The organism is Bradyrhizobium barranii subsp. barranii (assembly GCF_017565645.3).
GTDB lineage: Bacteria > Pseudomonadota > Alphaproteobacteria > Rhizobiales > Xanthobacteraceae > Bradyrhizobium > Bradyrhizobium barranii.
The window spans coordinates 5,798,263-5,822,045 of record NZ_CP086136.1; the positions used below are offsets into that span (position 1 = coordinate 5,798,263).

Annotated in this window: 32 protein-coding genes and 1 tRNA gene; 28 read left to right on the top strand and 5 right to left on the bottom strand. The window is 63.4% G+C overall.

The window, feature by feature from the left end; all coding sequences use genetic code 11:
- The first annotated feature begins 1 nt into the window (after position 1).
- The 22 genes from J4G43_RS27960 to J4G43_RS28065 all read left to right on the top strand — a co-directional run bounded on the left by J4G43_RS27960 (position 2) and on the right by J4G43_RS28065 (position 16,170).
- Positions 2 to 1,033, top strand: coding sequence for a DUF5131 family protein (locus J4G43_RS27960; protein WP_208086935.1), 1,032 nt, complete (start codon positions 2 to 4; stop codon positions 1,031 to 1,033).
- Complete coding sequence (locus J4G43_RS27965; protein WP_208086936.1) at positions 1,030 to 1,680, top strand: beta/alpha barrel domain-containing protein; 651 nt, start codon at positions 1,030 to 1,032, stop codon at positions 1,678 to 1,680. The genes J4G43_RS27960 and J4G43_RS27965 overlap by 4 nt, the downstream gene beginning before the upstream one ends.
- Entirely contained in the window at positions 1,677 to 1,880 is a 204-nt protein-coding gene (locus J4G43_RS27970) for a hypothetical protein (protein ID WP_157790126.1), read from the top strand. Before J4G43_RS27965 ends, J4G43_RS27970 begins: the two co-directional genes overlap by 4 nt.
- Before the next feature lie 181 nt (positions 1,881 to 2,061).
- Complete coding sequence (locus tag J4G43_RS27975) at positions 2,062 to 2,751, top strand: hypothetical protein (protein ID WP_208086937.1); 690 nt, start codon at positions 2,062 to 2,064, stop codon at positions 2,749 to 2,751.
- On the top strand, positions 2,748 to 3,233 hold the full coding sequence (locus J4G43_RS27980; protein WP_208086938.1) for a zinc-finger-containing protein: 486 nt from the start codon (positions 2,748 to 2,750) through the stop codon (positions 3,231 to 3,233). The genes J4G43_RS27975 and J4G43_RS27980 overlap by 4 nt, the downstream gene beginning before the upstream one ends.
- A complete protein-coding gene (locus tag J4G43_RS27985; RefSeq protein WP_208086939.1) occupies positions 3,230 to 3,568 on the top strand; it encodes a hypothetical protein in 339 nt (112 codons plus the stop codon). Before J4G43_RS27980 ends, J4G43_RS27985 begins: the two co-directional genes overlap by 4 nt.
- Positions 3,561 to 3,974 (top strand): hypothetical protein, encoded by a 414-nt coding sequence (locus J4G43_RS27990; protein WP_208086940.1) that lies wholly within the window; start codon positions 3,561 to 3,563, stop codon positions 3,972 to 3,974. The genes J4G43_RS27985 and J4G43_RS27990 overlap by 8 nt, the downstream gene beginning before the upstream one ends.
- Before the next feature lie 30 nt (positions 3,975 to 4,004).
- Positions 4,005 to 4,883, top strand: coding sequence for a cysteine hydrolase family protein (locus J4G43_RS27995; protein ID WP_208086941.1), 879 nt, complete (start codon positions 4,005 to 4,007; stop codon positions 4,881 to 4,883).
- Positions 4,884 to 4,912: 29 nt separating this feature from the next.
- Positions 4,913 to 5,665 (top strand): hypothetical protein, encoded by a 753-nt coding sequence (locus J4G43_RS28000; RefSeq protein ID WP_208086942.1) that lies wholly within the window; start codon positions 4,913 to 4,915, stop codon positions 5,663 to 5,665.
- 25 nt (positions 5,666 to 5,690) lie between these two features.
- Entirely contained in the window at positions 5,691 to 6,530 is an 840-nt protein-coding gene (locus tag J4G43_RS28005) for a protein phosphatase 2C domain-containing protein (RefSeq protein ID WP_208086943.1), read from the top strand.
- Positions 6,527 to 8,263, top strand: coding sequence for a protein kinase family protein (locus J4G43_RS28010; protein ID WP_208086944.1), 1,737 nt, complete (start codon positions 6,527 to 6,529; stop codon positions 8,261 to 8,263). The genes J4G43_RS28005 and J4G43_RS28010 overlap by 4 nt, the downstream gene beginning before the upstream one ends.
- Positions 8,260 to 8,718, top strand: coding sequence for a hypothetical protein (locus J4G43_RS28015; protein ID WP_208086945.1), 459 nt, complete (start codon positions 8,260 to 8,262; stop codon positions 8,716 to 8,718). The genes J4G43_RS28010 and J4G43_RS28015 overlap by 4 nt, the downstream gene beginning before the upstream one ends.
- Complete coding sequence (locus tag J4G43_RS28020) at positions 8,715 to 9,476, top strand: DNA N-6-adenine-methyltransferase (RefSeq protein ID WP_208086946.1); 762 nt, start codon at positions 8,715 to 8,717, stop codon at positions 9,474 to 9,476. Before J4G43_RS28015 ends, J4G43_RS28020 begins: the two co-directional genes overlap by 4 nt.
- Positions 9,477 to 9,484: 8 nt before the next feature.
- Complete coding sequence (locus tag J4G43_RS28025) at positions 9,485 to 9,868, top strand: hypothetical protein (RefSeq protein ID WP_208086947.1); 384 nt, start codon at positions 9,485 to 9,487, stop codon at positions 9,866 to 9,868.
- Positions 9,865 to 10,725 (top strand): hypothetical protein, encoded by an 861-nt coding sequence (locus tag J4G43_RS28030; protein WP_208086948.1) that lies wholly within the window; start codon positions 9,865 to 9,867, stop codon positions 10,723 to 10,725. Before J4G43_RS28025 ends, J4G43_RS28030 begins: the two co-directional genes overlap by 4 nt.
- Positions 10,722 to 11,642: a 3'-5' exonuclease gene (locus J4G43_RS28035; RefSeq protein WP_208086949.1), complete on the top strand. Its 921-nt coding sequence runs from the start codon at positions 10,722 to 10,724 to the stop codon at positions 11,640 to 11,642. The genes J4G43_RS28030 and J4G43_RS28035 overlap by 4 nt, the downstream gene beginning before the upstream one ends.
- A complete protein-coding gene (locus J4G43_RS28040) occupies positions 11,639 to 12,214 on the top strand; it encodes a DUF1643 domain-containing protein (protein WP_208086950.1) in 576 nt (191 codons plus the stop codon). The genes J4G43_RS28035 and J4G43_RS28040 overlap by 4 nt, the downstream gene beginning before the upstream one ends.
- Positions 12,211 to 13,929: a helicase HerA domain-containing protein gene (locus J4G43_RS28045; protein ID WP_208086951.1), complete on the top strand. Its 1,719-nt coding sequence runs from the start codon at positions 12,211 to 12,213 to the stop codon at positions 13,927 to 13,929. The genes J4G43_RS28040 and J4G43_RS28045 overlap by 4 nt, the downstream gene beginning before the upstream one ends.
- A 12-nt stretch (positions 13,930 to 13,941) precedes the next feature.
- A complete protein-coding gene (locus J4G43_RS28050) occupies positions 13,942 to 14,376 on the top strand; it encodes a hypothetical protein (protein ID WP_225005166.1) in 435 nt (144 codons plus the stop codon).
- Positions 14,369 to 15,667, top strand: a complete 1,299-nt coding sequence (locus tag J4G43_RS28055; RefSeq protein ID WP_208086952.1) for a site-specific integrase — start codon at positions 14,369 to 14,371, stop codon at positions 15,665 to 15,667. Before J4G43_RS28050 ends, J4G43_RS28055 begins: the two co-directional genes overlap by 8 nt.
- Positions 15,668 to 15,715: 48 nt before the next feature.
- Positions 15,716 to 15,819, top strand: a tRNA-OTHER gene (locus J4G43_RS28060).
- Between the two features lie 192 nt (positions 15,820 to 16,011).
- On the top strand, positions 16,012 to 16,170 hold the full coding sequence (locus J4G43_RS28065; RefSeq protein ID WP_208086953.1) for a hypothetical protein: 159 nt from the start codon (positions 16,012 to 16,014) through the stop codon (positions 16,168 to 16,170).
- A gap of 14 nt (positions 16,171 to 16,184) precedes the next feature.
- Here the strand turns inward: J4G43_RS28065 and J4G43_RS28070 are convergent, their stop codons facing one another.
- Entirely contained in the window at positions 16,185 to 16,382 is a 198-nt protein-coding gene (locus J4G43_RS28070) for a hypothetical protein (RefSeq protein ID WP_225005167.1), read from the bottom strand.
- A 474-nt stretch (positions 16,383 to 16,856) separates the two neighbouring features.
- Between J4G43_RS28070 and J4G43_RS28075 the strand changes: the two genes are divergently transcribed.
- The gene (locus tag J4G43_RS28075; protein WP_208086954.1) at positions 16,857 to 17,129 is read left to right on the top strand and encodes a hypothetical protein; all 273 of its coding nucleotides are present in this window, start codon (positions 16,857 to 16,859) and stop codon (positions 17,127 to 17,129) included.
- A 188-nt stretch (positions 17,130 to 17,317) separates the two neighbouring features.
- Positions 17,318 to 17,605: a hypothetical protein gene (locus J4G43_RS28080; protein WP_063983198.1), complete on the top strand. Its 288-nt coding sequence runs from the start codon at positions 17,318 to 17,320 to the stop codon at positions 17,603 to 17,605.
- A 1,023-nt stretch (positions 17,606 to 18,628) separates the two neighbouring features.
- Here the strand turns inward: J4G43_RS28080 and J4G43_RS28085 are convergent.
- Complete coding sequence (locus J4G43_RS28085) at positions 18,629 to 19,297, bottom strand: hypothetical protein (RefSeq protein ID WP_208086955.1); 669 nt, start codon at positions 19,295 to 19,297, stop codon at positions 18,629 to 18,631.
- 271 nt (positions 19,298 to 19,568) lie between these two features.
- Here J4G43_RS28085 and J4G43_RS28090 point away from each other — a divergent pair, with 271 nt between their 5' ends.
- Complete coding sequence (locus J4G43_RS28090) at positions 19,569 to 19,739, top strand: hypothetical protein (protein ID WP_208086956.1); 171 nt, start codon at positions 19,569 to 19,571, stop codon at positions 19,737 to 19,739.
- A 101-nt stretch (positions 19,740 to 19,840) separates the two neighbouring features.
- On the opposite strand, the gene J4G43_RS28095 is transcribed toward J4G43_RS28090, so the two are convergent.
- Positions 19,841 to 20,209 (bottom strand): hypothetical protein, encoded by a 369-nt coding sequence (locus J4G43_RS28095; RefSeq protein ID WP_208086957.1) that lies wholly within the window; start codon positions 20,207 to 20,209, stop codon positions 19,841 to 19,843.
- Positions 20,210 to 20,422: 213 nt separating this feature from the next.
- Here J4G43_RS28095 and J4G43_RS28100 point away from each other — a divergent pair, with 213 nt between their 5' ends.
- The 3 genes from J4G43_RS28100 to J4G43_RS28110 all read left to right on the top strand — a co-directional run bounded on the left by J4G43_RS28100 (position 20,423) and on the right by J4G43_RS28110 (position 21,915).
- Complete coding sequence (locus J4G43_RS28100) at positions 20,423 to 20,593, top strand: hypothetical protein (RefSeq protein ID WP_208086958.1); 171 nt, start codon at positions 20,423 to 20,425, stop codon at positions 20,591 to 20,593.
- Between the two features lie 676 nt (positions 20,594 to 21,269).
- The gene (locus J4G43_RS28105; protein ID WP_208086959.1) at positions 21,270 to 21,512 is read left to right on the top strand and encodes a hypothetical protein; all 243 of its coding nucleotides are present in this window, start codon (positions 21,270 to 21,272) and stop codon (positions 21,510 to 21,512) included.
- A gap of 163 nt (positions 21,513 to 21,675) precedes the next feature.
- Complete coding sequence (locus tag J4G43_RS28110; protein WP_208086960.1) at positions 21,676 to 21,915, top strand: hypothetical protein; 240 nt, start codon at positions 21,676 to 21,678, stop codon at positions 21,913 to 21,915.
- A 138-nt stretch (positions 21,916 to 22,053) separates the two neighbouring features.
- On the opposite strand, the gene J4G43_RS28115 is transcribed toward J4G43_RS28110, so the two are convergent.
- Positions 22,054 to 22,446 (bottom strand): NUDIX hydrolase, encoded by a 393-nt coding sequence (locus J4G43_RS28115; protein ID WP_028152127.1) that lies wholly within the window; start codon positions 22,444 to 22,446, stop codon positions 22,054 to 22,056.
- 97 nt (positions 22,447 to 22,543) lie between these two features.
- A complete protein-coding gene (locus J4G43_RS28120) occupies positions 22,544 to 23,629 on the bottom strand; it encodes an AI-2E family transporter (protein WP_063983192.1) in 1,086 nt (361 codons plus the stop codon).
- Between the last annotated feature and the right edge of the window lie 154 nt (positions 23,630 to 23,783).

Consider the following 23,783-nt stretch of genomic DNA (forward strand, 5'->3'; position numbering starts at 1 on the left):
CATGGCAACAGCATCCAAAATCGAGTGGACCGGCCATACCTGGAATCCTCTCGCCGGTTGTTCGGTGCTCACACCCGGCTGCAAGCGCTGCTACGCGATGAAGATGGCGGCGCGTTTGGAGGCCATGGGCCAGGCCCTCTATGTGGGCCTGACGGAATCAACAAAGGCGGGCCCGGTTTGGACCGGCGTGATGCGCCAGGCCTCGCAGGACGTGCTGCTCGCTCCTTTGCGCCGTAAGAAGCCGACGACCTACTTCGTCAATTCAATGTCGGACCTGTTCCACGAGAACGTTCCGGACACGTGGATTGATCAGGTCTTTGCCGTCATGGCACTGGCGCCACAGCACACCTTCCAGATCCTGACGAAGCGCGCCGCGAGGATGCAGCGATACTTCGAGCTTTGGCCAGAGGGTGCTGCGCGCTTTCACCACGTCGCTCTTGAGGCCCACAAGATCAATCCAGATCTGCCGTCAGGCATGCCCGACGGCTGGGTCTGGCAGTTGCAGAAGCGATGGCCGCTACCGAACGTCTGGCTCGGCGTCTCAACGGAGCGTCAGCAGGAAGCCGACGAGCGCATCCCGCATCTGCTCCAGACGCCCGCCGCTGTCCGCTTCATCTCCGCCGAGCCGCTGCTCGGACCGATCAACCTGACATCCATAAATCACCGCGGTGTCGTGGGTGGTCACAGCGCGCTGCATGATCGTGGGCTCGGTAAACTTGACTGGGTCATCGTCGGAGGCGAGTCCGGCGCCGGATCTCGCCCGATGCACCCGGCCTGGGCGCGGGTGCTGCGCGATCAATGCGCCGAAGCGGGAGTCGCCTTCTTCTTCAAGCAATGGGGGTCGTGGGTCACCGAAGACCAATCGCCTGAGGACATCGTGTTGCCTGGGGAGAGCCGCGGGCCATGGGCAGTGCGCGATGGCGAAGGCGGGTGGACCGGCGATCAGACCCAAGTTTTCAACGTGCGCAAAGGAGCCGCGGGGCGCCTCCTCGACGGCCGCGAGCACAACGCCATGCCAGGAGCCACAGCATGAAGCCCGAATTCATCACCTTCACCGGGCTCGACAACTGGACCGAGCTCTACGACATCCACGCGCTGTCGCTGAAGTACCCGATCGAATGGGGCATTCTGTTCAGTCCGAAGCGCCAAGGCAGCGATCCGCGCTATCCCGACGGAGACGCGCTGTCCCGCTTCATGTGGAGCAACCTGCGGCTCTCGGCGCATCTCTGCGGCGAATACAGCCGCCGGATCATGGCCGGCGAGTCTGTCGTCGACATCTGTCCGGTGGATCTCGGATGCTTCAATCGCATCCAGGTCAACCATGCTGATCCGGCGCCGGCACGCGTCATCGAATTTAGAAATGGCTGGGGCTCGATGCGGGCGATCGCTCAGACCCGGGCCGACCAGTTCCCCAACGACACCTCGGTCGACTGGCTCTTTGATCGCTCCGGCGGCCGCGGCGAGACCCCGACAGCCTGGCCGGCGCATCCCGGCGGCGGCAGGCTCGTCGGTTATGCCGGCGGCATCTCGCCCGAGAACATCCGCGGCGTCATGTCGGTGCTCGAGCAGACGCAAGGCCGCTACTGGATCGACATGGAGAGCGGAGTCCGGACCGACGACCGGTTCGACATCGAGAAGTGCCGCGCCGTGTGCGAAGCCGTGTTCGGAGGCGGCTCATGACTGATCAGAATTCGCCGCAGGCTGCAGATTCCATGGGCATTGGAATTTGCGAGCACGGCAATCTTCAGTTCCGACTATACAACGCAGATGGCGAGATCTTCGCAACGGGCGCCTTCTCGTTCGAGCGAGGGTGTTTGTTTATAGCGGAGGCCTGGGCGCTTCTTCAGAAATTCAAGGGCGAGAATGGGGGCGCACACTGATGCGACTCCTAGCCGCCCTCATCATTACAGCCGCGGCTTATTGCGCCGCCTTCGTCTTACAGCGCGTGGCTGGCGATCCGCCGCCGGCGCCGTGGCACATCTCGCGGTGGCAACGATGACCGATATCCCGATCATGTTCTCAACCGCGATGGTCCTGGCTCTGCTGGCCGGCCGCAAGCTGATGACGCGGCGGCTGGCGTGGAAAGATCCGGTCAGTTTTTATGACCCTGAGGATGATCAGGACGCTCAGGCTCCCAAGCTGCGGCGCCGCGGCTGGAAAGTCAGCGGCCGCGATGACCTGGATCACCGGATCGGGTGGCCGCCGACGCCGTGGCAGAAGGTGAAGCCTGGCGATCGCCTCTGGGTGCGAGAGGAATGGCGTGTTGGCAAGACCCATGAAACCAAGAAGCCGACCGAATTACCGGAGCGGAAATGCACCATCATTTTCACCGCTGGCGGCTCGATGGGGAATGCAGACGGAGGCTGGACTCCAGATCTGAATTACCCATCGTCCAAGCCCGGCACCTTCCCGGACTGGGCCGGGCGCCGGCGCGCTTCCATGCACCTGCCGCGCTGGGGATCTCGCATCACGCTGCTGGTCAAGGAGACCAAGATCGAGCGGCTACATTCAATCAGCGATGACGACTGTTTCTACGAGGGCCTGATCCCATACGGCGAGCGCGATCCCGACGGCCGCATCTTCTGCCATCCGCTCCGTGAGAACGAGGGGTGGATCGGGAAGGAGGCTTTCGGCGAGCTCTGGAAGCATCTTCACGGCGAGGAGTCCTGGGATGCAAATCCCGAGGTCGTCGCGCTGGGCTTTCGCGTCGTCAACGCCAACATCGACGCTCCGGAGGCGCAGGCAGCATGACCGACGCTCCTCCCCTCTGCTGCGGGGTCCCGGCTCGTCTTACCAACGGCGCCGAGATCTATCCGAACCGCCCGGACCTCCGGACGAAGCCGATCTGGAAGTGTGACCGCTGCAAGTCCTACTGCGGCTGCCATCCGAACACGACCAAAAGCCTCGGCGTGCCGGCCGACGCCGCGACAAGGAAAGCGCGGTCGCAATTCCATGACCAGGTCTTCGATCCTCTCTGGAAGAACGCGGACAAAACCGGCGGCTACGCCAACGTCGATGGCCCGAGGTCGGCCAGCAAGATCCGCAAGGCGGCGCGGGGCCGACTCTACGGCTTCTTGGCGGAGAAGATGGGGCTCGCTCGCGAGCACTGCCACACCGGGATGTTCACCGTGGAGCAATGCCGGCAGGCCACCGAGGCGCTGCGCGGGGTCACCTATCCGATGGTGAGGAAGTGGCACGACGCCAAGAAGCAGCAGCGGGAGCAAGCAGCGTGAGCATGTTGAACGCCCAGGAGCAGCGGGTTTTGGCCGCCGTGATGGCAGCGCACCGGAAGATAACGCATTTCGAGGCGGCCGCTCAAATCGCCTCGCGCAACGCGGAGGAAGTAGCCCGCTTGCTCCGAGACGGCGATGCCAGCGGCTACCTTTCCGAAATCCTTCGGGCCGGGCGCCAAGCGGAAGTCGTGACCGAGCTCGCTCGCGAAGCTCATGACGGCTTGGTCGAAGTCCTCAATCTCGCCGGCCGAGCCGACAAGGAGCAGCTGGCGCGCGCGGTCGCCGGCGCGGCGAAGGATACTATCGCGGCCATTCGGGGAGACGCCAATGGCTGATGTCACAGGCCCAATCTCCACCCTCCCCGGCGCACGGCACTCGGTCCCAAAGGGCCAGATGTGCGACCAGCACGATGATCGGCCCGCTGTCGCCCGCATTCAGGGAGAAACCGACTCCATGGGCAGCGAGATGAACGACATGTGCCAGGAATGCCTGGATCAACACATCGCGTGGAAAAACTCGCCCGAGGCCGCCGAGCATCGCAAGGGCACCTGCGAGTGGTGCAAGAACCCCGCCGACGATCTCCGCGATCGCCGCGACTTCGAAGAAGGCATGTCGGGCCGGATCTATCGTGTCTGTGGCGCCTGCGTGAAGCGCGAGAACGAAGAACTCGCCGCCGAGATGGCGGAGCACGAGGACACTCTCGACGATCCCCCAGACGACGACGATTACGACTTCGATTAGTCGACACCACCAACAACAGGAGGCTTCACCGTGCGCAAGACCATCAAGGCCGATCTCGTCATCATCGATCCCCAGAACGACTTCATGGATATCAAGCACGACGGCAGCGGCTGGGTTGGCGCCACCATGCCGGACGGCACCCTTTATCGGTCCACCCTGCCCGTGCCTGGCGCGCTCGACGACATGCGGCGGGTCGCCAGCATGCTGAAGCGCGTCGGCCGCCGGCTCAACGATATCCACGTCACCCTCGATTCTCACCGCGTCGTCGACGTCGCGCACCCCGGCTTCTGGCGCGGCCAGGACGGCAAGCGCCCGGCGCCGTTCACCATGATCAGCAACGCCGACATCAAGTCTGGCATGTGGGCTCCCCGCAATGAGTCCTTCCGCCAGCGGATGCTCGACTACACCGCCGCGCTCGAGGCCGCCGGCAAGTTCGTGCTGATGATCTGGCCGGAGCATTGCCTGATCGGCAGCTGGGGTCACAACGTTGTCGACGAGCTCCGCGTCCCTCTCGCCGACTGGGAGCGCGAAAACTTCGCGACCATCGACTTCGTCACAAAGGGCACCAACACTTTCACGGAGCACTACGGGGCGTTGATGGCGGAGGTGCCGGATCCTGCCGACCCGTCCACCCAGTTGAACGGCGGCTTCCTCAGTGTGCTCCAGGAGGCGGACGTTATCGGGATCGCCGGCGAGGCATCCTCGCACTGCGTCGCCACCACGATCCGACAGATCGTCGACAACATCGGCGACGCGCACCTGAAGAAGATCCACATCCTGACGGACTGCATGTCGCCGGTACCGCCGACACCCGGCAGCCCGGACTTTCCCGCGATCGCCGGCCAGTTCCTCAAGGACATGGAAGCGCGCGGCCTGGTGTTGACCTCGGCCGACGACTTCCTGCGCTGACACCCCACCGCTTCAGAAAAGGAGACACCATGCCTCGTTTGGACCAATCCGCCGATGTCGAGACCCACGCCCTTGGCAACAACTTCTCGTTCACCGGCGCCCGCATCGAAGGCCTCGGCGCCACCGAGTACACACTCGTCGACATCGAGGTCGACATGAGCGGTTCGGTCTCTCCGTTCCTCGCTGACCTGATCGCTATGATCAAGGAGTCGGTCGGCGCCTGCGCGAAGTCGCCGCGCTCGGATAACCTGCTCGTTCGCGTCGCCGCCTTCAGCACCTCGTATCCCGGTGGCATCAACGAGGTTCACGGCTTCATACCGCTCGCCAGTATCGACCACGGCGCCTACGACCAGCTGCACGCCGGCGGCGGCACGCCGCTGTTCGACGCCTGCTATGTCGGCGTCGGTGCGACCTTCTCCTACGCCAGGATGCTGTTTGACCAGGAGTTCAACGCGAATGGCATCAGCTTCACCATCACCGATGGCGAAGATACCGGCGGCGCCGCATCACCGGCGATGATCAGAGCCGAAATCGATCGCGCCAAGAAGGAGGAGTTCCTCGAGAGCCACGTCAGCGTGCTGATCGGGATCAACGCCGCGCATTGCGCCGCGGCACTGGACCGCTTCCGACGGGAAGCCGGCATCACCCAGTTCATCGACGCCGGCGACGTCACCAAGGGCAAACTCGCGAAGCTGGCGGCATTCGTGTCGCAATCGGTCTCGAGCACGTCGCAGGCGCTCGGTACCGGCGGACCGAGCCAGGCCATCGCCGCCACGATCTGACCCAAACCCGCCGCGGAGAGCACCCATGCGATTCACTGCCGACCACGCCTTCCATATCGGATCGCAGCACCTCCGCGGCGGGATGCCGTGCCAGGACTACGCAATGTCCGGCTACGGCACATATGTCGATTACGCGATCATTTCCGATGGATGTTCGAGTGGGGGGCTGACGGATGTGGGTGCGCGAATCGTCGCTCATTCAACCGCAACTGCTCTCAAATGTGAGCCGGAATTGCTGAGCGGCACGTTTGTGGATTTCTTAAGCCGAGAACTCGACATGGACGGTCGGCGAGGATTGCGGCTTGAGCCGGAAGACATGTTGGCTACTTGCGCTTACGTCGCTGCAATCTCCGAAGAGGCGAACATCATTGCGCGGATCATCGGAGACGGAGTCCTAGCCTCGATCGATCAATCTGGCGACATGTTGATGGTACGCCATGAATGGTCCGGCAACATGCCTGCCTACCGCGCATATAAAGACGAAGACGACTACGCCGGATTCATTCGAGCCCATGGCGGGGATCCTGAAGCGAAGCGCGCTAGCGAACATACTCACGCTCGCATCGCCGGACAGCACTTTGATACGGTCAAGGAACTCTCCATTGCAGAAGCCTTGCCGGGCGTTACGCACGCGATTGGCATCGAGAGGAAGAGAGCCGTTGCAGTCTTTTCCGACGGCGTCACCCAGGTCGACGGCATGGACTGGCGCGACGTCGTCGCTGCGCTGATGTCCTTCAAGTCGACCGAAGGCGCCTTCGTAAAGCGCCGCATGCTTCGCTTCCTCAAGGACTGCCAGGCGCACGGCAAAGGCCCCGTCGACGACATCGCGATGGCCTGCATCCACATCGATCACGAGGCGGCATGATGGCGCGCAGGGGCTCATTTGAGGTCACCCTCGAGGGACGCGGTGCGGTCACGCTGCGCGAAGCCGATTACGTTGCGTCGGGTGGTGAGGGCGCGATCTACAGAACCGGCCAAACAGGGGTGAAGGTCTACGCCGACACCGCAAAAATGGCGCGGGACGGCATCGCGGAGAAGATCAAGCTGCTCGCCGGGCTCAAGCATTCCGGAATCGTGGCGCCGCAGGGCTTGGTGCTGGACGCCGGAAAGACACCGATCGGCTTCTACATGCCGTTCGTCGCCGGCGGCGAGCCGATGTCGCGGGTGTTCGTCTCTGACTTCCGCGCCCGAACCGGCTTCGGCGACGCCGATGCCATCGCCCTCACCCAATCCATGTTCGAGATCGTGCAATACGCCCACAGCAAGAAGGCGCTGTTGGTTGACGCCAACGAGCTCAATTGGCTGGCGATGATCAACCGCGGCTCCGCGCCGACGGCCGCCGTGATTGACGTCGACTCCTGGGCGATCGGGCGCTGGCCGGCGACGGTCATCATGCCGTCCATCCGGGACTGGAGCGCGCAGCAGTTCACCGAGGCGACAGATTGGTTTGCTTGGGGCATTGTGGCTTTCCAGATCTTCACCGGCATCCACCCGTTCAAGGGTCGCATCGAGGGCTACAAGCCGGGCGACCTTGTTCAGCGGATGAAGGATGGCGCCTCGGTCTTCGACAAGCGAGCGAAGCTTCCGCTGTCGGTCCGCGACTTTGCCTGCATCCCGGGCCCCCTCCTCGACTGGTTCCAGACCACGTTCCAGGTCGGCAAGCGCAACGCACCGCCGGCGCCGACGGCGAAGGGCAAGCCGGCAAAGGCGGCGCAGATCATGCGCGCGGTCACCACCACGACCGCCGGCGCGCTGATCTTCGAAAAGCTCTTCGCGCGCGCCGGCGATCCCGTCGTCCGCATCTGGGCAAATGGTGCCGCCCTTCTCGCCTCCGGAAATCTCGTCGACCTGGCAACCGGTCGAGAGATCGGGATTCCGATGCCCGGCGATGTCGAGGTCGTTCGGGTGGGGAACGGCTGGCTTGTCGCATCCGACGACGGTGTCGAGATCCGCATCGAACATTTCTCCGGCGACGGCAACATCTTCCGGATTGCTGTGCCCCTGGCGTTGCGTCGGATCTTCCGCGCCGGCGAAACGCTCTTTGGCGTGACCCCCCAGAGCATAGTCGAGCTCGAGCTCCACGATCTCGACCGGCCGATGCTGACACCGGGTCGGCATTGGGTGGTGATGGAAAGGGCCATCACCTGGCTGGACGACGTCGCGGTCCAGGATGTGCTGGGAAATGCCTTTGTTATCCTGCCGCATGGGGCCGGCATGTCGATTGTCCGGGCGCCTGAGCTCGACGGCTTCGCCGTGGTATCGGGCAAGGCATGCGGCCGCTTCGCTGCCTTCACGGTCCTCGATAGGCGCTACGGCACGCACCAGCGCATCGAGCTCACCTTCGACAAGGCGATGCGGACCTATCAAGCGTGGACCGGCCCGGCCGATGGTCCAGACCTCAACATGGCGATTCTGCCGCGCGGCGTCGCGGCGACGATCACCACCGACTTCGAGCTCACGGTATTCGTGCCGACCAACGGCAACGTGAACAAGGTCAAGGACACCGGCGTCAGCACGGCGATGAAGCTGGCGCGCTGGGGCGACCGCATCGTCTACATCGCCGATGGTGCCGTTTGGCAATTGAGGATGGCGCCATGAGGAAACGCAAGTTCGGGCGCCTGATCGCGAAGCTTGCCCGGCTCAACTGGCGCCCTGTCTTCCATCGGACACTCGATAACCCCTCGGCGCCGGGCGGCAAGGTCGACATGTGGCTGATGGTCGACGATGACTCGGGCGAAGGAATCGTCTCGATCGGTTGCCCGCCGAATAGGCCGGACATTCCTGCTTACATTGCCGACTGCTGCATGAACCCCTGGATGATGGCTCCGGATGACGGCGCTTCCACGATCGAGCTCGCGGTCAAGTTCAATCGGACAATCATCCAGCACTACGGCGAAGGTAACGATGCCGCCTGTGATGCGAGAGAGATCGCCATCGCCTGCATGACCGTCCTCTCGGCATACGTGAAGGAAGTTCCGGAGAAGTCCCGCATCGAATTGGTCAACAGCATCTCGGCGCGCCTTCAGCCGCTGCGGGAGGGTCGCATCGGATGACAGCGCCCCTCTTCGCCGGCATCGGCGGTCACCAGACTCCGCGCCGCGGCCGCACCGACGTCTGGCTGACGCCGCCTTGGCTGCTCGAGATGCTCGGCGGCTGGCAGGCCTTCGACCTCGATCCCTGCGCCGCGGTCGACCAGCCTTGGCGGACGGCTCGCCAGCACTACACCGTCAATGAGAACGGGCTGCTGCTGCCGTGGTTCGGGGAGGTCTGGTGCAACCCGCCCTATTCCCGGGCGCTGCTGAGCCGGTTCATGGCCAGGATGGCCGAACACGGCCGCGGCATCGCGCTGATCTTCGCCCGTACCGAGACCGCCACCTTCTTCCGGCACGTCTGGGATCGCGCCACGGCCCTGCTCTTTTGGCGCGGACGCATCGACTTCCTCACCCCGGATGGCACGCCGCAGGAGCGCGCCGACGGCAAGGCGGCAAACTCCGGCGCTCCGTCGGTCCTGTGCGCCTATGGCGACCGCGCCGCGGAAACTCTCGCCGAGCTCGATGCCAGCCACGGCCAGTTCGTGCCTCTTCGGCTGCCGCGGAGCGTCGTTGCTCTGGCTTTGGCGCCGACCTGGCGCGAGGCCATCGGCGCTTGGCTGCGCCGCCAGCGCGGTCCCGTCGCTCTCGCCGACATCTATCGGGCCTTCGCCGGCCATCCGAAGACGGCCGGCAACCCCAACTACCAGGCCAAGATCCGGCAGGTGCTCCAGGAAGGCGCCGGCGTCAGGGTCAGCCGCGGACAATGGAGCGCAGCATGACAGCAACTTTGGACGAAAAGCTGGCCGGGGCGGAATCGCGAGCACGCGAGGCGACAGCCGAGAAACATTTCTTCGATGCGGCCCAACCGTTTTCCCCGCTTGGTTTCTCGGTCGGCTATCGCAACCCAGGCCACTGGGACATCTACGCGAAACAATGCCCGGGCTTTGCCTCAGCGTGGCAGGCGGCTCATCCTGAGGGCACGACCAGCGCGCGCGACGGCGAACGCGAGCGCGCATTTCGTATCCGCGGCGAACCGGGGAATGTCTTCGTCTATGACGAGCGTTGGAATCCACACCGTCCGCATCCGCGCGAGGCGCTGACGTTCCGCAGCGTCATGGGCGCCATGGTCTACATCATGGAAGAGCTCATGCAGGAGCCGGCGCGGTCATGACGGATCGAAAGATCATGCCGGTCGATCAATGTGGTGCCGTCAGCGGCTGCATGGCGAGCCCGCAGTCATACGCCAGCTATATTCGCTTCGGTGAGCCGACGCCAAAGCGTGTCGCGGCTCATGCCACTGAGGCACTGGAAACCGCGCGCAAGAAGGACGTCGAGGCGCACGAGCGCAACGCCGCGGCGATCGAGAACAACAAGCTGGTTCGGGCCGATATCGAGATCTTCATGTCGAAGGTCGGCATGCCAAAGTCCTTCCAGACGAAGAACCCTCGTAGTTTTCGACGCACGATCACCAATGAGGCTGGCTACATCGGGGACATCAAGCGATCGGTCCCGATCGACGACGGCTTCGCATCTGCAACGGTGACCTACAACGGGCTGAAGGTGAAATACGATGCTTTCGCCGCAGAGGCGGCGCGCGCCGATGATATCGCCCGTGAAGCAGCCGAGGCGGAGGAGCAGCGCAAGCGCGCCGAGAGGCTCGAGAATATCGAATTTGCCAAGATCATCCTGCGTTACGGCATGAAGGATGACGCGGAGTGGAGCGATGTCCTGAAGGAATTGCGCGGCCGCGACAAGAGGCTCGATCTTGCCCTCGCGATGGAGGACACCCGCGGCGACTGGTCCGAGGGATTCTATCGCGTCCGATACGCGATCGACCGATTCAAACTCGAGACCGACCAGGACAAGGAAATCCTCGCCGACATTTTGCCGTTGCTTTCCGGCGATGAAGAAGACGGTCGCGTTTTCCGAGACACGACATGGAATTACAACGCCCTCTACCAGCTCGTCGAAGACAAGCAACTCGTCACGGACGCGCGACTTGCGCGCCAGAAAGCGAACCGGGAATGATCATTCGCCCGTGTGATCTCGAGACGACCGGACTTGATGCCTCCGACGAGGTCATCGAGATCGGCTTCACCGACCTCCGAAATGTCAGCGAAATCTGGGGACTGTCCTCGGTCAGCAAACAGTCGTTCGTCCGGCCGGCGCGGCCGATCCCGCCGGAGTCGTCTGGCATCCACCACATCACGGATGAGGACGTGAAGGATGCGCTGCCTTGGGCCGACCGCTGGCGAATGCTGGTCGAGGTGCCCGGCGACGACGGCAAGATCATCTTCGCCGCGCATGCGGCGCACTACGAGCGGCAATATCTCGATCCCCTCATCCAGGCCGATTGGATCTGTACCTGGAAGTGCAGCCTTCGCCAGTGGCCCGAGCTTGAGAGTCATAAACTGCAGGCCCTTCGCTACGCCTTGAAGCTGCCCGCCGATCCTGAGCGCGCATCTCCGCCACACCGCGCGGCGCCCGACTCCTACGTCTGCGGGTTGGTCCTGCTCGAACTGCTGGAGTATCAGACCATCGAGACGCTGTTACGCTGGAGCAGCGAGCCGGCGGTCTTCTCCAGGTTCGATTTTGGCAAGTTCGACGGCAAGCCGCTGTCGGCCGCTGACGATGGCTTCCTGGCTTGGATGCTGGACAAGGATTTCAGCGAAGATTGGAAATGGAACGTCAGGCGCGAGATCGAGCGGCGCGCCGCCGCGAAGCGCGATGCCCGTATCAAGAAGTGGGTCGACGGCGTCCGCGCCGCGGCAACAGTCAAGGATCTTGAGAACTGGTGGTTCGGCGAGGCCGAGTCCTTCGCCGCGGAGCGCATCATCCCTGGCACCGACGAATACGACCTGCTCATTCGGGAGGCGGCATCCCGCAAAGCCGTGCTTCAGGCGGCACCGGGCCCGATCTTCGAAAGCAGCGGAGCGCCGGCATGAACGCGCCCCACAACCCAGGCGGCAAGACCCGCCTCCGCCTGGCCGACGGCGTCGCCGGCGATGCGATGTTCGCCGGCCCGAACGATTGCTACCGGCTGATCCTCACTCGGAAATGGATCAACCTGTTCAACGCCTACACCCGGCTCCCGCACAACTTCGTGCTCTGGATCTGCATGAATCCGTCGGTCGCGGATGCCATGATCGACGACCCGACCGTCAACCGCATTATCGACTTCTCGATGGAGTGGGGCTTCGACGGCATGGTGCTGGTCAACTGCTGTGATTTTCGCGCCACGAAGCCGGAGGCGTTACTCGAGCCTGGCCTCGTCCCGTGCAGCAAGGGCAATCTGCCGCTGATCCGCAACACGGCCAAGGAGGCGCAGCGCATTGTTTGCGCCTGGGGCAACCTCCATCGCGACCTCGTGCATTACGCGGTCGACGTAGAGAGCGCTCTCCGTGCCGATGGACACACGCTGTACGCGCTCGGCACTAACGCCGGCGGCAGCCCGAAACATCCGCTCTACGTCCGGGGCGATACGCAACTCATCGAATTCAAGGGGGTGCCGGCATGACGTTTTCATTTCCGCCCGCGGTGCTCGAGCAGCATTCCGCGTTCCTCGGCAAGACCGGAAGCGGCAAGACCAGCACGGCAAAGCTGGCCGTCGAGCAGATCCTCCGCGACAACCCGCGGGCAAGGATCTGCGTTTTGGATCCGATCAAGTCGGATTGGTGGGGGCTGACGTCGAGCGCCGACGGTCGAGCCGCCGGGCTACCCTTTTACATCCTCGGCGGGCCGCGCGGTCATGTCCCGCTGCATGAGTCGGCCGGCAAGGCGATCGGCGAGCTCGTCGCCAGCGGCGCGCTCCCGCTTTCCATCATCGATATGGCCGACTTCAAGCACGGAGGGCTGCAGGAATTCTTCAATACCTTCGTCCCGGCGCTGATGCGGCACATGCGCGGCGTCGTGCACCTCGTCATCGAAGAGGCCCACGAATTCGCGCCGAAGGAACGGGCCGGCATCGGCGCCGAGAACCTCGCCATTCATAATGCCAAGAAGCTGGCCACGGCCGGCCGGTCAAAAGGCATCCGGATGATGGTGCTGACCCAGCGCACCCAGGCCCTGCACAACGCCGTGCTCGGCAGCTGCGACACCATGATTGCACACCGCCTGACGGCGCCGGCGGACCAGGAGCCGGTCAAGAAATGGCTGAAGGCCAACGTCGACAAGACGACCTTCGAAAGCGTCTCGACGACCCTCTCGTCGCTCAAGACCGGGTCGGGCTGGATCTGCAGCGGCGAGGCCCAAGTCGCTGAGCTCCGGCAGTTTCCGAAGATCTCGACATACGACAACTCCGCGACGCCGACGGGGGACATGGCCGACCAGCAGGTCAAGACGGCGGCCGTCGATCGCGAACGGCTCCGCGCCATCATCGGCGACGCCGTCAAGCAGGTCGAGAGCGACGACCCTGGGCACCTGCGCGCCGAGATCGCCAGGCTGAATTCCCGCATGGCCAATTGGGCCGCTCACGAAGATGCCAGCGCCGATGCGATCGCGGCGGCCGACAGGCGTGGCTACGAGCGCGGCTTCTGGGAAGCGGCCAGCCAGGCCAAGGTCGCTTACGAGACCCTGAAGGAGCAGGTTCGCGGTACCGTCCGAGGCTTCGCTGACTCCCTCGTGCAGAACATAGCCGCCGAGACAATCGAGTTTACCCAATCGGGCTCGCCTGTTGCGCCTCCAAGCGCATCTCCGTCCCCGAGACCCGCGGCCGTTCCCACCGGCCGCGCCCCAACGCCGGCGGCGAGCGGCGATGGCTCCCTTCCCGGCCCGCAACAGCGCATTCTCAACTCGCTGGCGACGTGGCGGCGGCTCGGCCACGACAAGCCCTCGAATGCCCAGATCGCCTGGCTGGCTGGTTACAGCCCGTCCTCGACCTCCTACACGAACCCGCGCAGCGCACTGAAGACCGGCGGACTTATCGACTATCCGATGGCCGATCACCTGGCCCTCACCGCTGCTGGTGTCGCGAAAGCGGTGGAGTTCAAGCTGAACGGTTCGTTGCTCGACTTCGTGCTCGGCAACCTCCCCGGGCCAGAAGCGCGCATCCTGACCTCCATCGCCCACCATTATCCGCGCGCGGTACCGAACGCGACCGCGGCCGAGGGCGCCCAGTATTCGCCGAGCTCGACCAGCTACACCAATCCGCGGAGCGCGCTGCGCACCAAGGATCTCATCGACTATCCCGAGAAGGACCACGTCCGCGCCGCGGAATGGTTGTTCGCAGCGTAGGGGCGCACCACGATGAATCTCGGCCGAACGCAAAAATCCGGTGATGACCGTGGCCAGGCCGAATTGGCAGCGGCGGTCGAGCTCAGTGCCGGCGTAAATTACGGGCGAAGCGTGAGGAGTGAACCGCTGATGATGACCGGCCCCCGCCCCAGCGATGTCCGGTACCGTGTCGAGCCCGGCGACGTCCCGCCGGAGAAGGCCGCGCGGCGCCTGCACCTGACCCTTGACCGGTTCAACGAGCTCCTGCCGAGGCTTCAGGCGCGCGGCTTCCCTCCGCCCGACCCGGACACCGGCATGTTCGACCTCGAGCAGATCGACCGGTGGAGAAAAGACCGCCATGGAACCGATCCGGCATTGACGGGACGCCCCGACACCGCGCAGCCTACCGCCCCGGCCAGGAGCATGGGAGAGCGGTTTGCGGCCAAGAAGCGGAGCGGGCATGGTTGACCTGCCGCGATACGTTCACGGCGAGAAAAAGCCAAGCGGACGCAGGTATTTCGCCTATCAGCGTTACCGCGGCACGCCGAAGGCTTGGCCGCGAGTTCCTTTGCCGGCCGATCCCCTCAGCGTCGAATTCGCCACCCGGGCGAAGCTGTGCGAGCAACTGGCTGCCGTCAGGGACGACAATATCTGGCATTGGAAGTTCGTCGACGAGGCCGGCCGCGGGCATGACTTGCCAGCGCCGGATGACGCCGAGAAGTTCTGGACAGCCGTGGAGAAAGCGGTCGAGGTCGCGAAGCAGTTTGCCGCCGGCGAGCGCCGGACATTCCGGGCGCTGATCACCGACTTCAAGGCCAGCGCCGCGTTCAAGCTGAAGGGGAACGACCCGTCGGCGTCGGCGGAGGAGCAGCCGACGGCAGCGCGGCCGGGCGCGAAGCGGAAGCCGGGCCGGCGCAGTGTCGGCGGGCTCTCGAAATCCACCCGAGGGCAATACAGCCGCCATTTCCGCGAGATCGAGGAGAATTGGGGCGACGATCCGGTGCGGGCATTGACGACCGTCGATGCACAAGCCGCGATCGACGTCTTCTCCGAGCTCGGCATGCCCTCTGCCGGCCGAGCGTTCCGCGCCACCATCTCTCGCCTGATCGACTGGGGGATCCCCCGCGGCTACGCCGAGGTCAACGTCATCGAGAAGACCGAGAAGCCGCACGAGGACGGCACCTATGAGCCGTGGGCGCCCTGGGCCTTCGAGCATTTCTTCGCCAACGCCCGCCTCGGCCTCCACATGCCGGTCTATTCGGCCCTGTTCACCGGCCAGCGCATCAGCGACGTCGTGGAGATGAAGCGGCCGCAGGACGGCGTCCGCGAGATGCCGATCATCGCCCAGAAGACAAACGGGATCGTCCCGATCCAGATCCATTCCGAGTACCGGGCCATCATCAAGGCGACTGGCCAGGATCATGAGAAACTCCACCTCCGGGAGGACGGCGAGCCGTGGACCTATGAGGGGTTCAAAACGGCTTGGCAGCGGGAATTGAACCGGGACGTCTTCAAGCGCTTCCGCGAGGAGCGCGTCGTCTTCCACGGGATCCGGAAGAACGCCGTCAACAACCTCCTCGAGGTCGGCTGCTCCGAGGCGCTGGTCGCCGCCATCATCAAGATGAGCCCAGCGATGGTGCACCACTATTCGAAGCGGGTGAACCAGTTCCGGCTGGCGCGCGCTGCCATGCAGCAGTTCGAGGCCGGCTGGGCAGAACTCCGGCCGCACGTCCTCGGCAACCTCAAGATCATCACATGAGAGCGTCTACAAACCCCCTCTCCGGCCGCCCATTATCGCCCGTTAAGGGGGCGCGTCTTGTAGACAGCTTCGTTGAAATTGCTCCGGAAAACCCCTTGGCCATATTTCTTTTAATCACGGGGTCCTGGGTTCGAGCCCCAGCGCGCTCACCAAGCCGAAACAATAACTTAAGCGAAATCACAAGCCGACCGAAAAAGCCGTGTGTGGGCACCGTGTTGGCAAATTGATTGCCGATCTGAGCGTCGAGGATGGCAGCACGGCAATTGCTCGCGATCGCCATGAGGCCGGCGCGCTCAAGCGGCAGCACGCCCTCCCCGTCCGCCAGATCCAGGCAGATGCGCTCCATGCGCGCGAAAAGAGCCCCACTAGGGCCGGCGCAACACCCCAAGCAGGTCGGCGACATCGATCACATCAAGGTCTTCGCGACGGTGGACGCCGCGGAACGATGGCTTGAGGAGAACGCCCCGGAGGGCGTCGCCTTCGAATACGATGTGATCGAGTGACGTGGAGCGGATAATCAGCGCCACATCGTTGGTGGGTTCAAGGCCTCGCGACCCGCTGCTTTCAACGCGTCGGTTGAGAACTGTCCATGTGCCGCGGCATCGAGCAGCTTCGAAGCAACGTACGCTCTGGCGCCCGTCTCGCTTACAGGAATATTTTCGCAAACTTCCTCGAGCACCGCCCTGAGCAGCGCAGTCATTTCAGCATCAAACACGCCGAACTCCCGAAATTGAGAGAATATTGAACGCTGCACAAGCGGAATATATTCGCTTGGCAGCGTTCGCCGCGTATTCCGGTCTGGGCTCTGAAATCCCAGCGCCTTCCAAATTGGCACCTGTCTGTCAAAGTAATGTGACAGCTTCCTCGGCCACATCAACAGGAGTTTGCAGGGCCCGCCAAGGCCCGCCAGCGTGAACCGGCAGCCTGAAACCTTCCCAGGTTTCGTACGTAAAATCTCTATCCGAGGTTTTTGTTAGTTCCCATCTCGGGGCTGGAAATGAACACCGCCGCCGGGACAATGTATTAGAGCCCGGCGGCGTATTTGTTAGCGCCTGAACCGGCGCGCGCCTCGAGCGGCGGCTTCCACCTGAATTTGTAGGGCAGATTTTTTTCTAACCTGAGTTAGTTTTTTCTATGCCCAGCGTCGACTACCCCAATTTTTCTGCGCGTAGAGCAAGGGGTCGACCGGGTGGTTCAACAACTGGAACTGGAGGATTGGGCCTGGCAAATAGCCGCCGACGTGTATCGCTTGAATCTGTATAGCCGACTCACCGGACGAGCGGCCCCGGGAGACGCCGTTTCAGACGAACAGCTTGCCAGAGCAATCCGCGAAAGCTTCACTCAAACGAACGACGGCGCCTATCGAGAAATGGTTGAGTTAGCGACCGATGCCGCTTTATCGGCCTACGATCGTGTCGTCTCACGCAATGTCAAACAGGCGCGCACTCAACTAGCGAACTAACGGCTCGTCGGCGGATGATGACTAGCCTGCCCCGCAAGAGAACCCCGCCGACCTTGTGAGCCGGCGGGCTTATCTCTACCGCTTCAACCGGCGGCGATGCGTCATCAGCCGTTACCGGACGCCACTCCGATGCATTGATGCCGCAATCGGCGCGATGTTATGCTAGTCGCAGAACCGGGAGTTTCTCGATGCGCAAAATCGCCGCCGCTGTCATGTTTGCCCTGATCGGACAGACCGCATTGGCTCAGGACCATGTTCCAATGTACGGCGAGTCCAAGGACAAGACGGAGGCCGAGAAGGCGGACGACATTCGGGCCGAGCGCGCCTATCAACGCTCCCTCGGCAATGTTCCCAACCAGAAGGCAGTCGATCCGTGGGGAACTGCCCGCGGCGACGAAGCGAAGAAGCCGGCCACGCCGGCCAAACCGGTAGTGAAACATTCGTCCAAGGCCAAGAGCGGCAGCCCCCCCAACTAGCGAATTCTAAAGGGGGGCCGCCAGCGCGAACCGGCGGGTCAGCGCTTCGCTGCGTTGCCAGCTAATTCCATCGCGAGATCTAGGGCTGCGATTCCAATTTGGTCGGTCGGACGGGATCTACAGCGCTGGTCCATCCAAGCAATTATCGCTGTGAAGTCACCGCCTCCGACAATCGCCTCTATCATAGAGCGACGGCCGGCGAGGCTGCCATCGAGCATCCAGCCAAAGCTTATGCCGTGGCGACGGCAATAGCCGGCCAATTCTTGTGAAGCGCAGAAGCCTGGTGCGTGCGGAGCCGGCTCCTGAGCGCGGTGGCCAAGGGCTACGAGTGTTGGTCCACGGGTCTGCAACCTTGGGGAAAACGCTCCCTAGGTCAGTCGGGCTGCATTTTCCGAATCAACCAGATGTGCGCGCGTTCGCGCGTGATCTTGCCGGGGGTGTGCGTGAGCCAGTTTCTGTCCGTGCTGCTATTGCTGACGACACTAACGCTGACGGTGTGTTTCGGCGTGGCTGCCTGGCGCCAGTCGGCCGGCAGAGATGCCGATATCACCGCCACCATTTCACATCGGGAAACCGGCTGGAGGTCGGAACGGAGCAACTGAGACCTTGCGCTCGCTCTTGCGAGAGAGTTTTGAAGTCACCGTTGGCGCGCGCCAGTTCGATTACGATGCCCCCCGGGCTTGATCTCGAAAATGCATCGGGGCGCAGCAGCCCCTGTTGCGGGCTTCAAGTCGAGCGGCCCCTCACGGATAACGCCTCGGTGAATGAAACCGTTCGCCGCATCACGCGAAGCACTCAGGAAACAATCCGGGTCCAATCTCCCGTCACCCACGAGGGGATCTCAAAATGATTATTCTGAAGGTCTTTGCTGTTGTTCTTGGCGCTGGCATCCTTTTCACGATGTACTCAGGGGACCTAGGCGCAGACGTCGTGCTTGCCATCGTGTCCTGCTTGGCATGACAAGAAGACCGGCCAACGTGAACTTGAGGGCCAGTAATGCCAACTGCTTCGCTTGAACTATCTTCAGCTTTCCGGAGCCGACGTCGCAGCCGGCACACTCAGCGGCGCTCCCCCAACTGAAACCGGCCCGACAGACTTCGACTGCCGAACCATCCGCTTCCGCATCGCTGCCGACAGTCCATAGCGCGCATTCGCTTTTCGGATCGAGGACGTGACGTCCGACATCATTGCATTTTGCAGCGTATCGACCTTCGCAATGAGCGTGGACAGCTGCGAAGATATCTTCCTCACATCCACCCGTTCGTCCGTGATGCTCTGCCGCAGAGACAACAGCACCATTGAATCCTGCTGCAGCAGAGCTGCATTCTGCTGCAAGGCGTGGTTGCTCTCCTGCAGCGAAGCCGTGTGTTGCTGCTGGGCCGACTGAATGTCCTTCAAGGCAGCGGCAACCGGATCCGCCTTTGGCGCGGAAGCTTCCCGGCGCGGAAGCAGTTCAGCCAGACTGCTGAGATTCGGCGACGGAAGATCGGCCGGCAATGTATAGATCGCCGCCGCACCATTGATGGCCAAGGCACACACCGACAGTGCCAGGACCGATTTCCGGCGGGACCGCCTGCTCGATGCCGGAGCTTCCGGGGCTGCGGGCTCGAGTGCTGCGACTGCGAGCGCGAGCGCCGCGGGGTCGAGTTGTTCGACGAGGCCTTGCGCCTCGGATGTCGTGGTCATGTCCATTGACCTCAAATGAGCGAGCAACAGGAAGCCGACGCCGGAACGTCCTCGCGACGGCTCCTCTACGCAGCACCCACCTACAACTGCCTAGAATTGTGGGCATTTTGGATTAATTCCACGTTAGCGACATGGCCGCCTGGCAGGCCCGGCCGCCCCGGCCGATTACGGGGGGCGAAGGGACGGAATGAGTCACGCGGCAGCCTGCTTCGAAGCACCAAAGCCGAGAGACAAGGCCCCTGAAAGGTGTAAGATTCACGAGAACCGGAGGAACGGCATGTTTGAAATCAGCGGTTTCGACACGGCAGGCGTCGTCAGCCTCAAGCGGCTGTCACTCGCGGCCGCCCTCAAGAAGGCCCGAGAGCTTGTCGAAGACGGGTGCTGGGACGTTCAGATCGTCGATCCGGCTGGGCGCGTGCACACCTCGTTTGAGGAGCAGGCCGCTTAGCGTGGCGCTGGACCGGCTCCGCGGCTAGCTCATCAAGAGCACGCTGATCAGGAGCACACTGATCCGGAGCACACCCGGCCTCACGCCTGACGGCCCGTCCCTCAGTACCGCCGATAGTAATTCTCTGGCCGGTCCTGGAATTGTAGTGGAACCGTGCCGTTGGGGTAGCAGACACCGTCGCGGATATCGACGTCAGCACCGTGGCCACATGGCACCGGACGCCGGCGCATTCCATAGTAAGGCCGCGGGCCCTGATAGTACCCCTGCAGTGCCGCCTGGTCTTCGGGACGGAGATAGCCGTTGGGATAGCACATCCCGTCGCGGGCGCTCTGATCCCAATGATCACCGCACGGCGACGGATGTCTCGGCACGCCGCGATACTGCACCTCGAGCGGGCGTTCGACAGCTGCGGCAGGCGCCGTTGCACCGCCATGAAGAGCAAGGATTGTCGCAATAGTGGTGATCAACATCGAAGCGGTCTTCCAAGGCCGCAAGATAGACAAGCCCTCTGAATGACGCCTGAACGCGACGGGAGCGCCACGACCATCAGGGTCGGCCGATGGCACGATGGCGGCCACCGCGCTGCACTGGACACTGCAGCTGCGGTTCCATGGGCCTTGCCACAAAAGCCGGGAGACAACGCCCTCGAAAGGTGTAAGATTCAGGAAAACCGGAGGAACGGCATGTTTGAAATCAGCGGTTTCGACACGGCAGGCGTCGTCAGCCTCAAGCGGCTGTCACTCGCGGCCGCCCTCAAGAAGGCCCGAGAGCTCGTCGAAGACGGCTGCTGGGACGTTCAGATCGTCGATCCGGCTGGGGAGGTCTACACCTCGTTCGAGGAGCAAGCCGCTTAGTCGCCCGCCCTTCGGCACTTTTCAGAAATCACCCGTCCGGTCCGATCACGCTTCGCGAGCCGTGATCGTGATCGTGATCGAAATGAAAACCCCAGCGCCTGGTAGGGAGCGCTGGGGCGTTTTCAAAATATCAATCGGTAAAAGCAATGAGGCCTTCATAGCACCGGTCTCGAAGCGCGAGTGTGAACTGGTTCACACGGCTCCGCCGATCTTCGCGTACCGCGCCCGGGTATAGCTATCCGCCTCGGCCGACGTTGGACGAGGCATTATTGAGCCAGCGCGCCGTTGCTTCATCGCTCCAGCCGGGGACCGCGAAGCGCACGCGAGGATTCACTTCCGTGCCGAAACGATCGACCGGAGGATGGCGCGTCGCAGGATTGTGCGCACGAGCGTGGTGCGCGGCGTCTGCAGACGTGCACAAGACGATCAAGAGGCCCAGGGCCAAAACAAGACGCATCGTATCGGCTCCAATCGAGTCCGTTCCCGCTCATGTAATACGCCGACCGACCCACCGCGATCTGACGCGGCTTCACAGCTAGGAGAGCGAAGCGCGAACGCGACGCTCTTGCGATGGAGCGGACCGCCGCTCAACTCCCGCGCGCCGCACCGTTGCCAACCAATTCGTTTGGGAGCACGCTCTCTCCAGGCGCTTCAGACGCCGCACAGGGAGAACCACATGAAGGAACCGGGCCTGGACGGCCGCCATCGGGACAAGGATGGCGCGATCAGCAAGAAGCATGGCAACACGCTGGTCGGTACGTTGCGGAAGATCTACGGAAAGGCATTTGCGGCCGGTTATCCCGATGCGACGCCGCTCAGCGAGGTCTTGCATCAATTGAACGAGACCTCGCTGAGCCAATTGCGTCGCGATCACGACACCGGGCATCTCGTGCACAAGATCGACCACGCCTCGAAGTGAATGGACTTCACTGGCCGATTTCACTTAGCCGACTTCAGGTCGTCGAAACCGACTCCGCCGACAGCCTCTCGGACGCAGGCTGCGCGATCTGTCGCCTCACCGTACTTGCCGTTTGAGCCCTCGCTACCCTCGCGCTAGCATGAGCCCTTTTACGGAGGCTCATTTGAAGCAGCTCATTATCATCGCCGCCATCGCGCTCGCCGTGACCGCTCCCGCCCGCTCGCAGGCGCTGGTCGATCCCAACAAGGTTGCCCCCGAATATCGCGAGGCGGCCGAGAAGCGCCGGGCCGAGCAAATGCGGCAACGCGAATGCGCGCTGAAGGCCGATCTCGACAAGGTGCTGCCCAGGGATCGCACCGTCTATCTCAACCACTGCCTGGACACGCTGGCGGTCAAGCAATAGCGGCTGGCTGGGGCCGTCTCGATCAGACCACGACGATAGGCCGACCTGACCGCACGATGATCTGTCGATTTCGGGCTCGTGTTGTGGACCAGCGGGCGATTTGTCGCACCGGCCGCCGCGAAGACGCGGCCCCCCTCCTCACTGGCGCCGCGGCTTGCTCGGAAACAGCCGATCGCGGATGTAGCGCGAGGTCGGCGTCAGGCGGATGCCGCGCGGCTTCTGCCAGGCGGCGCGGTCGATCTCCTTTTTGTCGCCGATCTCGAGCCTGCCCTTGGCACCCTTGGCGATGAAGATCGCGTCGCTCATCTTGCGACCGGAGCGCTTATTCCTGGCCGTCACTTCCTTCCACAGGCTGATCCGGCCGAGCTTCAGCTTGGGCAGTTCCTCCTTGATCTCCCGCCGCAAGCAGTCCTTGTCGGACTCGCGCGAACGCTTGCGGCCGCCCGGGAACATCCACAGGCCGTCCGACCGCCGTCTGACCAACAATACCTTGCCGCGTTTTGCGGCAACCAGCTTGGAAGACTTCGCCATTACTGCCGTAGATCGAAAACAGAATCGGCCTATCGTAACTTGTCTAGTTGAATAGACAAGTTCGCGGGGCGCTTTGACCACAGCCCGTGCGAGCAGCTCAGCTTTCGCTCGCCGCCGCCCGGTCCTCGGTCCTGATCCAGGCCATCATCAACTCCCAGGCCACCGACAGGATGATCGGCCCGATGAACAGGCCGACGATGCCGTGGGCGAGCGTGCCGCCGATCACGCCGACGAAGATCACGATGGTCGGCGTGGTGAGGCCGCGCCCCATCACCAGCGGCTTCAACATGGTGTCGATGAAGCCGACGAGGACGAGAAACACCGTGAGCAGCAGCGCCGTGGTGACGTCCTTGGCGGTCCAGATCCAGATGATCACCGGCAGGATCACCAGGAACGCGCCGATCTGCACGATCGAGAGCAGGAGCACGATGAAGGCGAGCAGGCCGGCGCTCGGCACGGCTGCCATCTTGAATCCGATGCCGGCGAGCAGCGCCTGCACGATGGCGACGCCGATCACGCCTTGCGCCACGGCGCGGATGGTGGCGCCCCCAAGCTCGAGAAAATGCTCGCTCTGCTCGGGCACGATGCGAAACAGGAAGCCGCGCCCGGCCGCAACCAGCCGCGGCCCATGCGGAAACAGGAAGCCGGCGACGAACACCGAGACCAGAAACTGGAGCGTGCCGAGGCTCGCATCGCCCGCAAGCGACAACAGGGGTCCCGCCAGCGGCTGGAGATAGGGCGCGACCTCGCGCAGCACCGCACGGATGTTGTTGTAAGCCTGATCCCAGAGATCGTAGAGCCAAGGGCCGACCACCGGCCACGACTTGAGCTGCTCCGGCGCCGACTGCAGCGCGAGGTCGCCGGTGCCGAGCTGCTTCGCCAGCTCGCGCGCACCGTCCACCGCGCTGAGGCCGAGCCAGGTCGCCGGGCCAATGACGATGCCGAGCGTGATCAGGGTGAGGATCGCGGCCGCGGTCTTCGGGCGGCCACCGAGGATCTTGGCGACCCAGCTGAAGGCCGGATAGAACGCGACCGCGAGCACGGCGCTCCAGGCCAGGATCGGCACGAACGGGCGGATGATCAGGAAGGTCCAGATGATCAGCAGGCCAAGCAGGCCGACCCGGATCAGGAGCTGGATGATGTCCTCTCCCGTCAGGAGCTGACGGAGACTTTTCACGGGCACGCCTTTCCTTGCGGCATTGACGCGGGTTCCGGCACTTGCGCGGCAAAGCGTTATTGCCAGCCGCGCATCCGGCGTCAAGACGACCGGGCCCGCGGCTGCGCAAGGGATCGGACCGCTGCGCCGCCCGGCGCGGCATCAGCTGTCGCCGAACGGG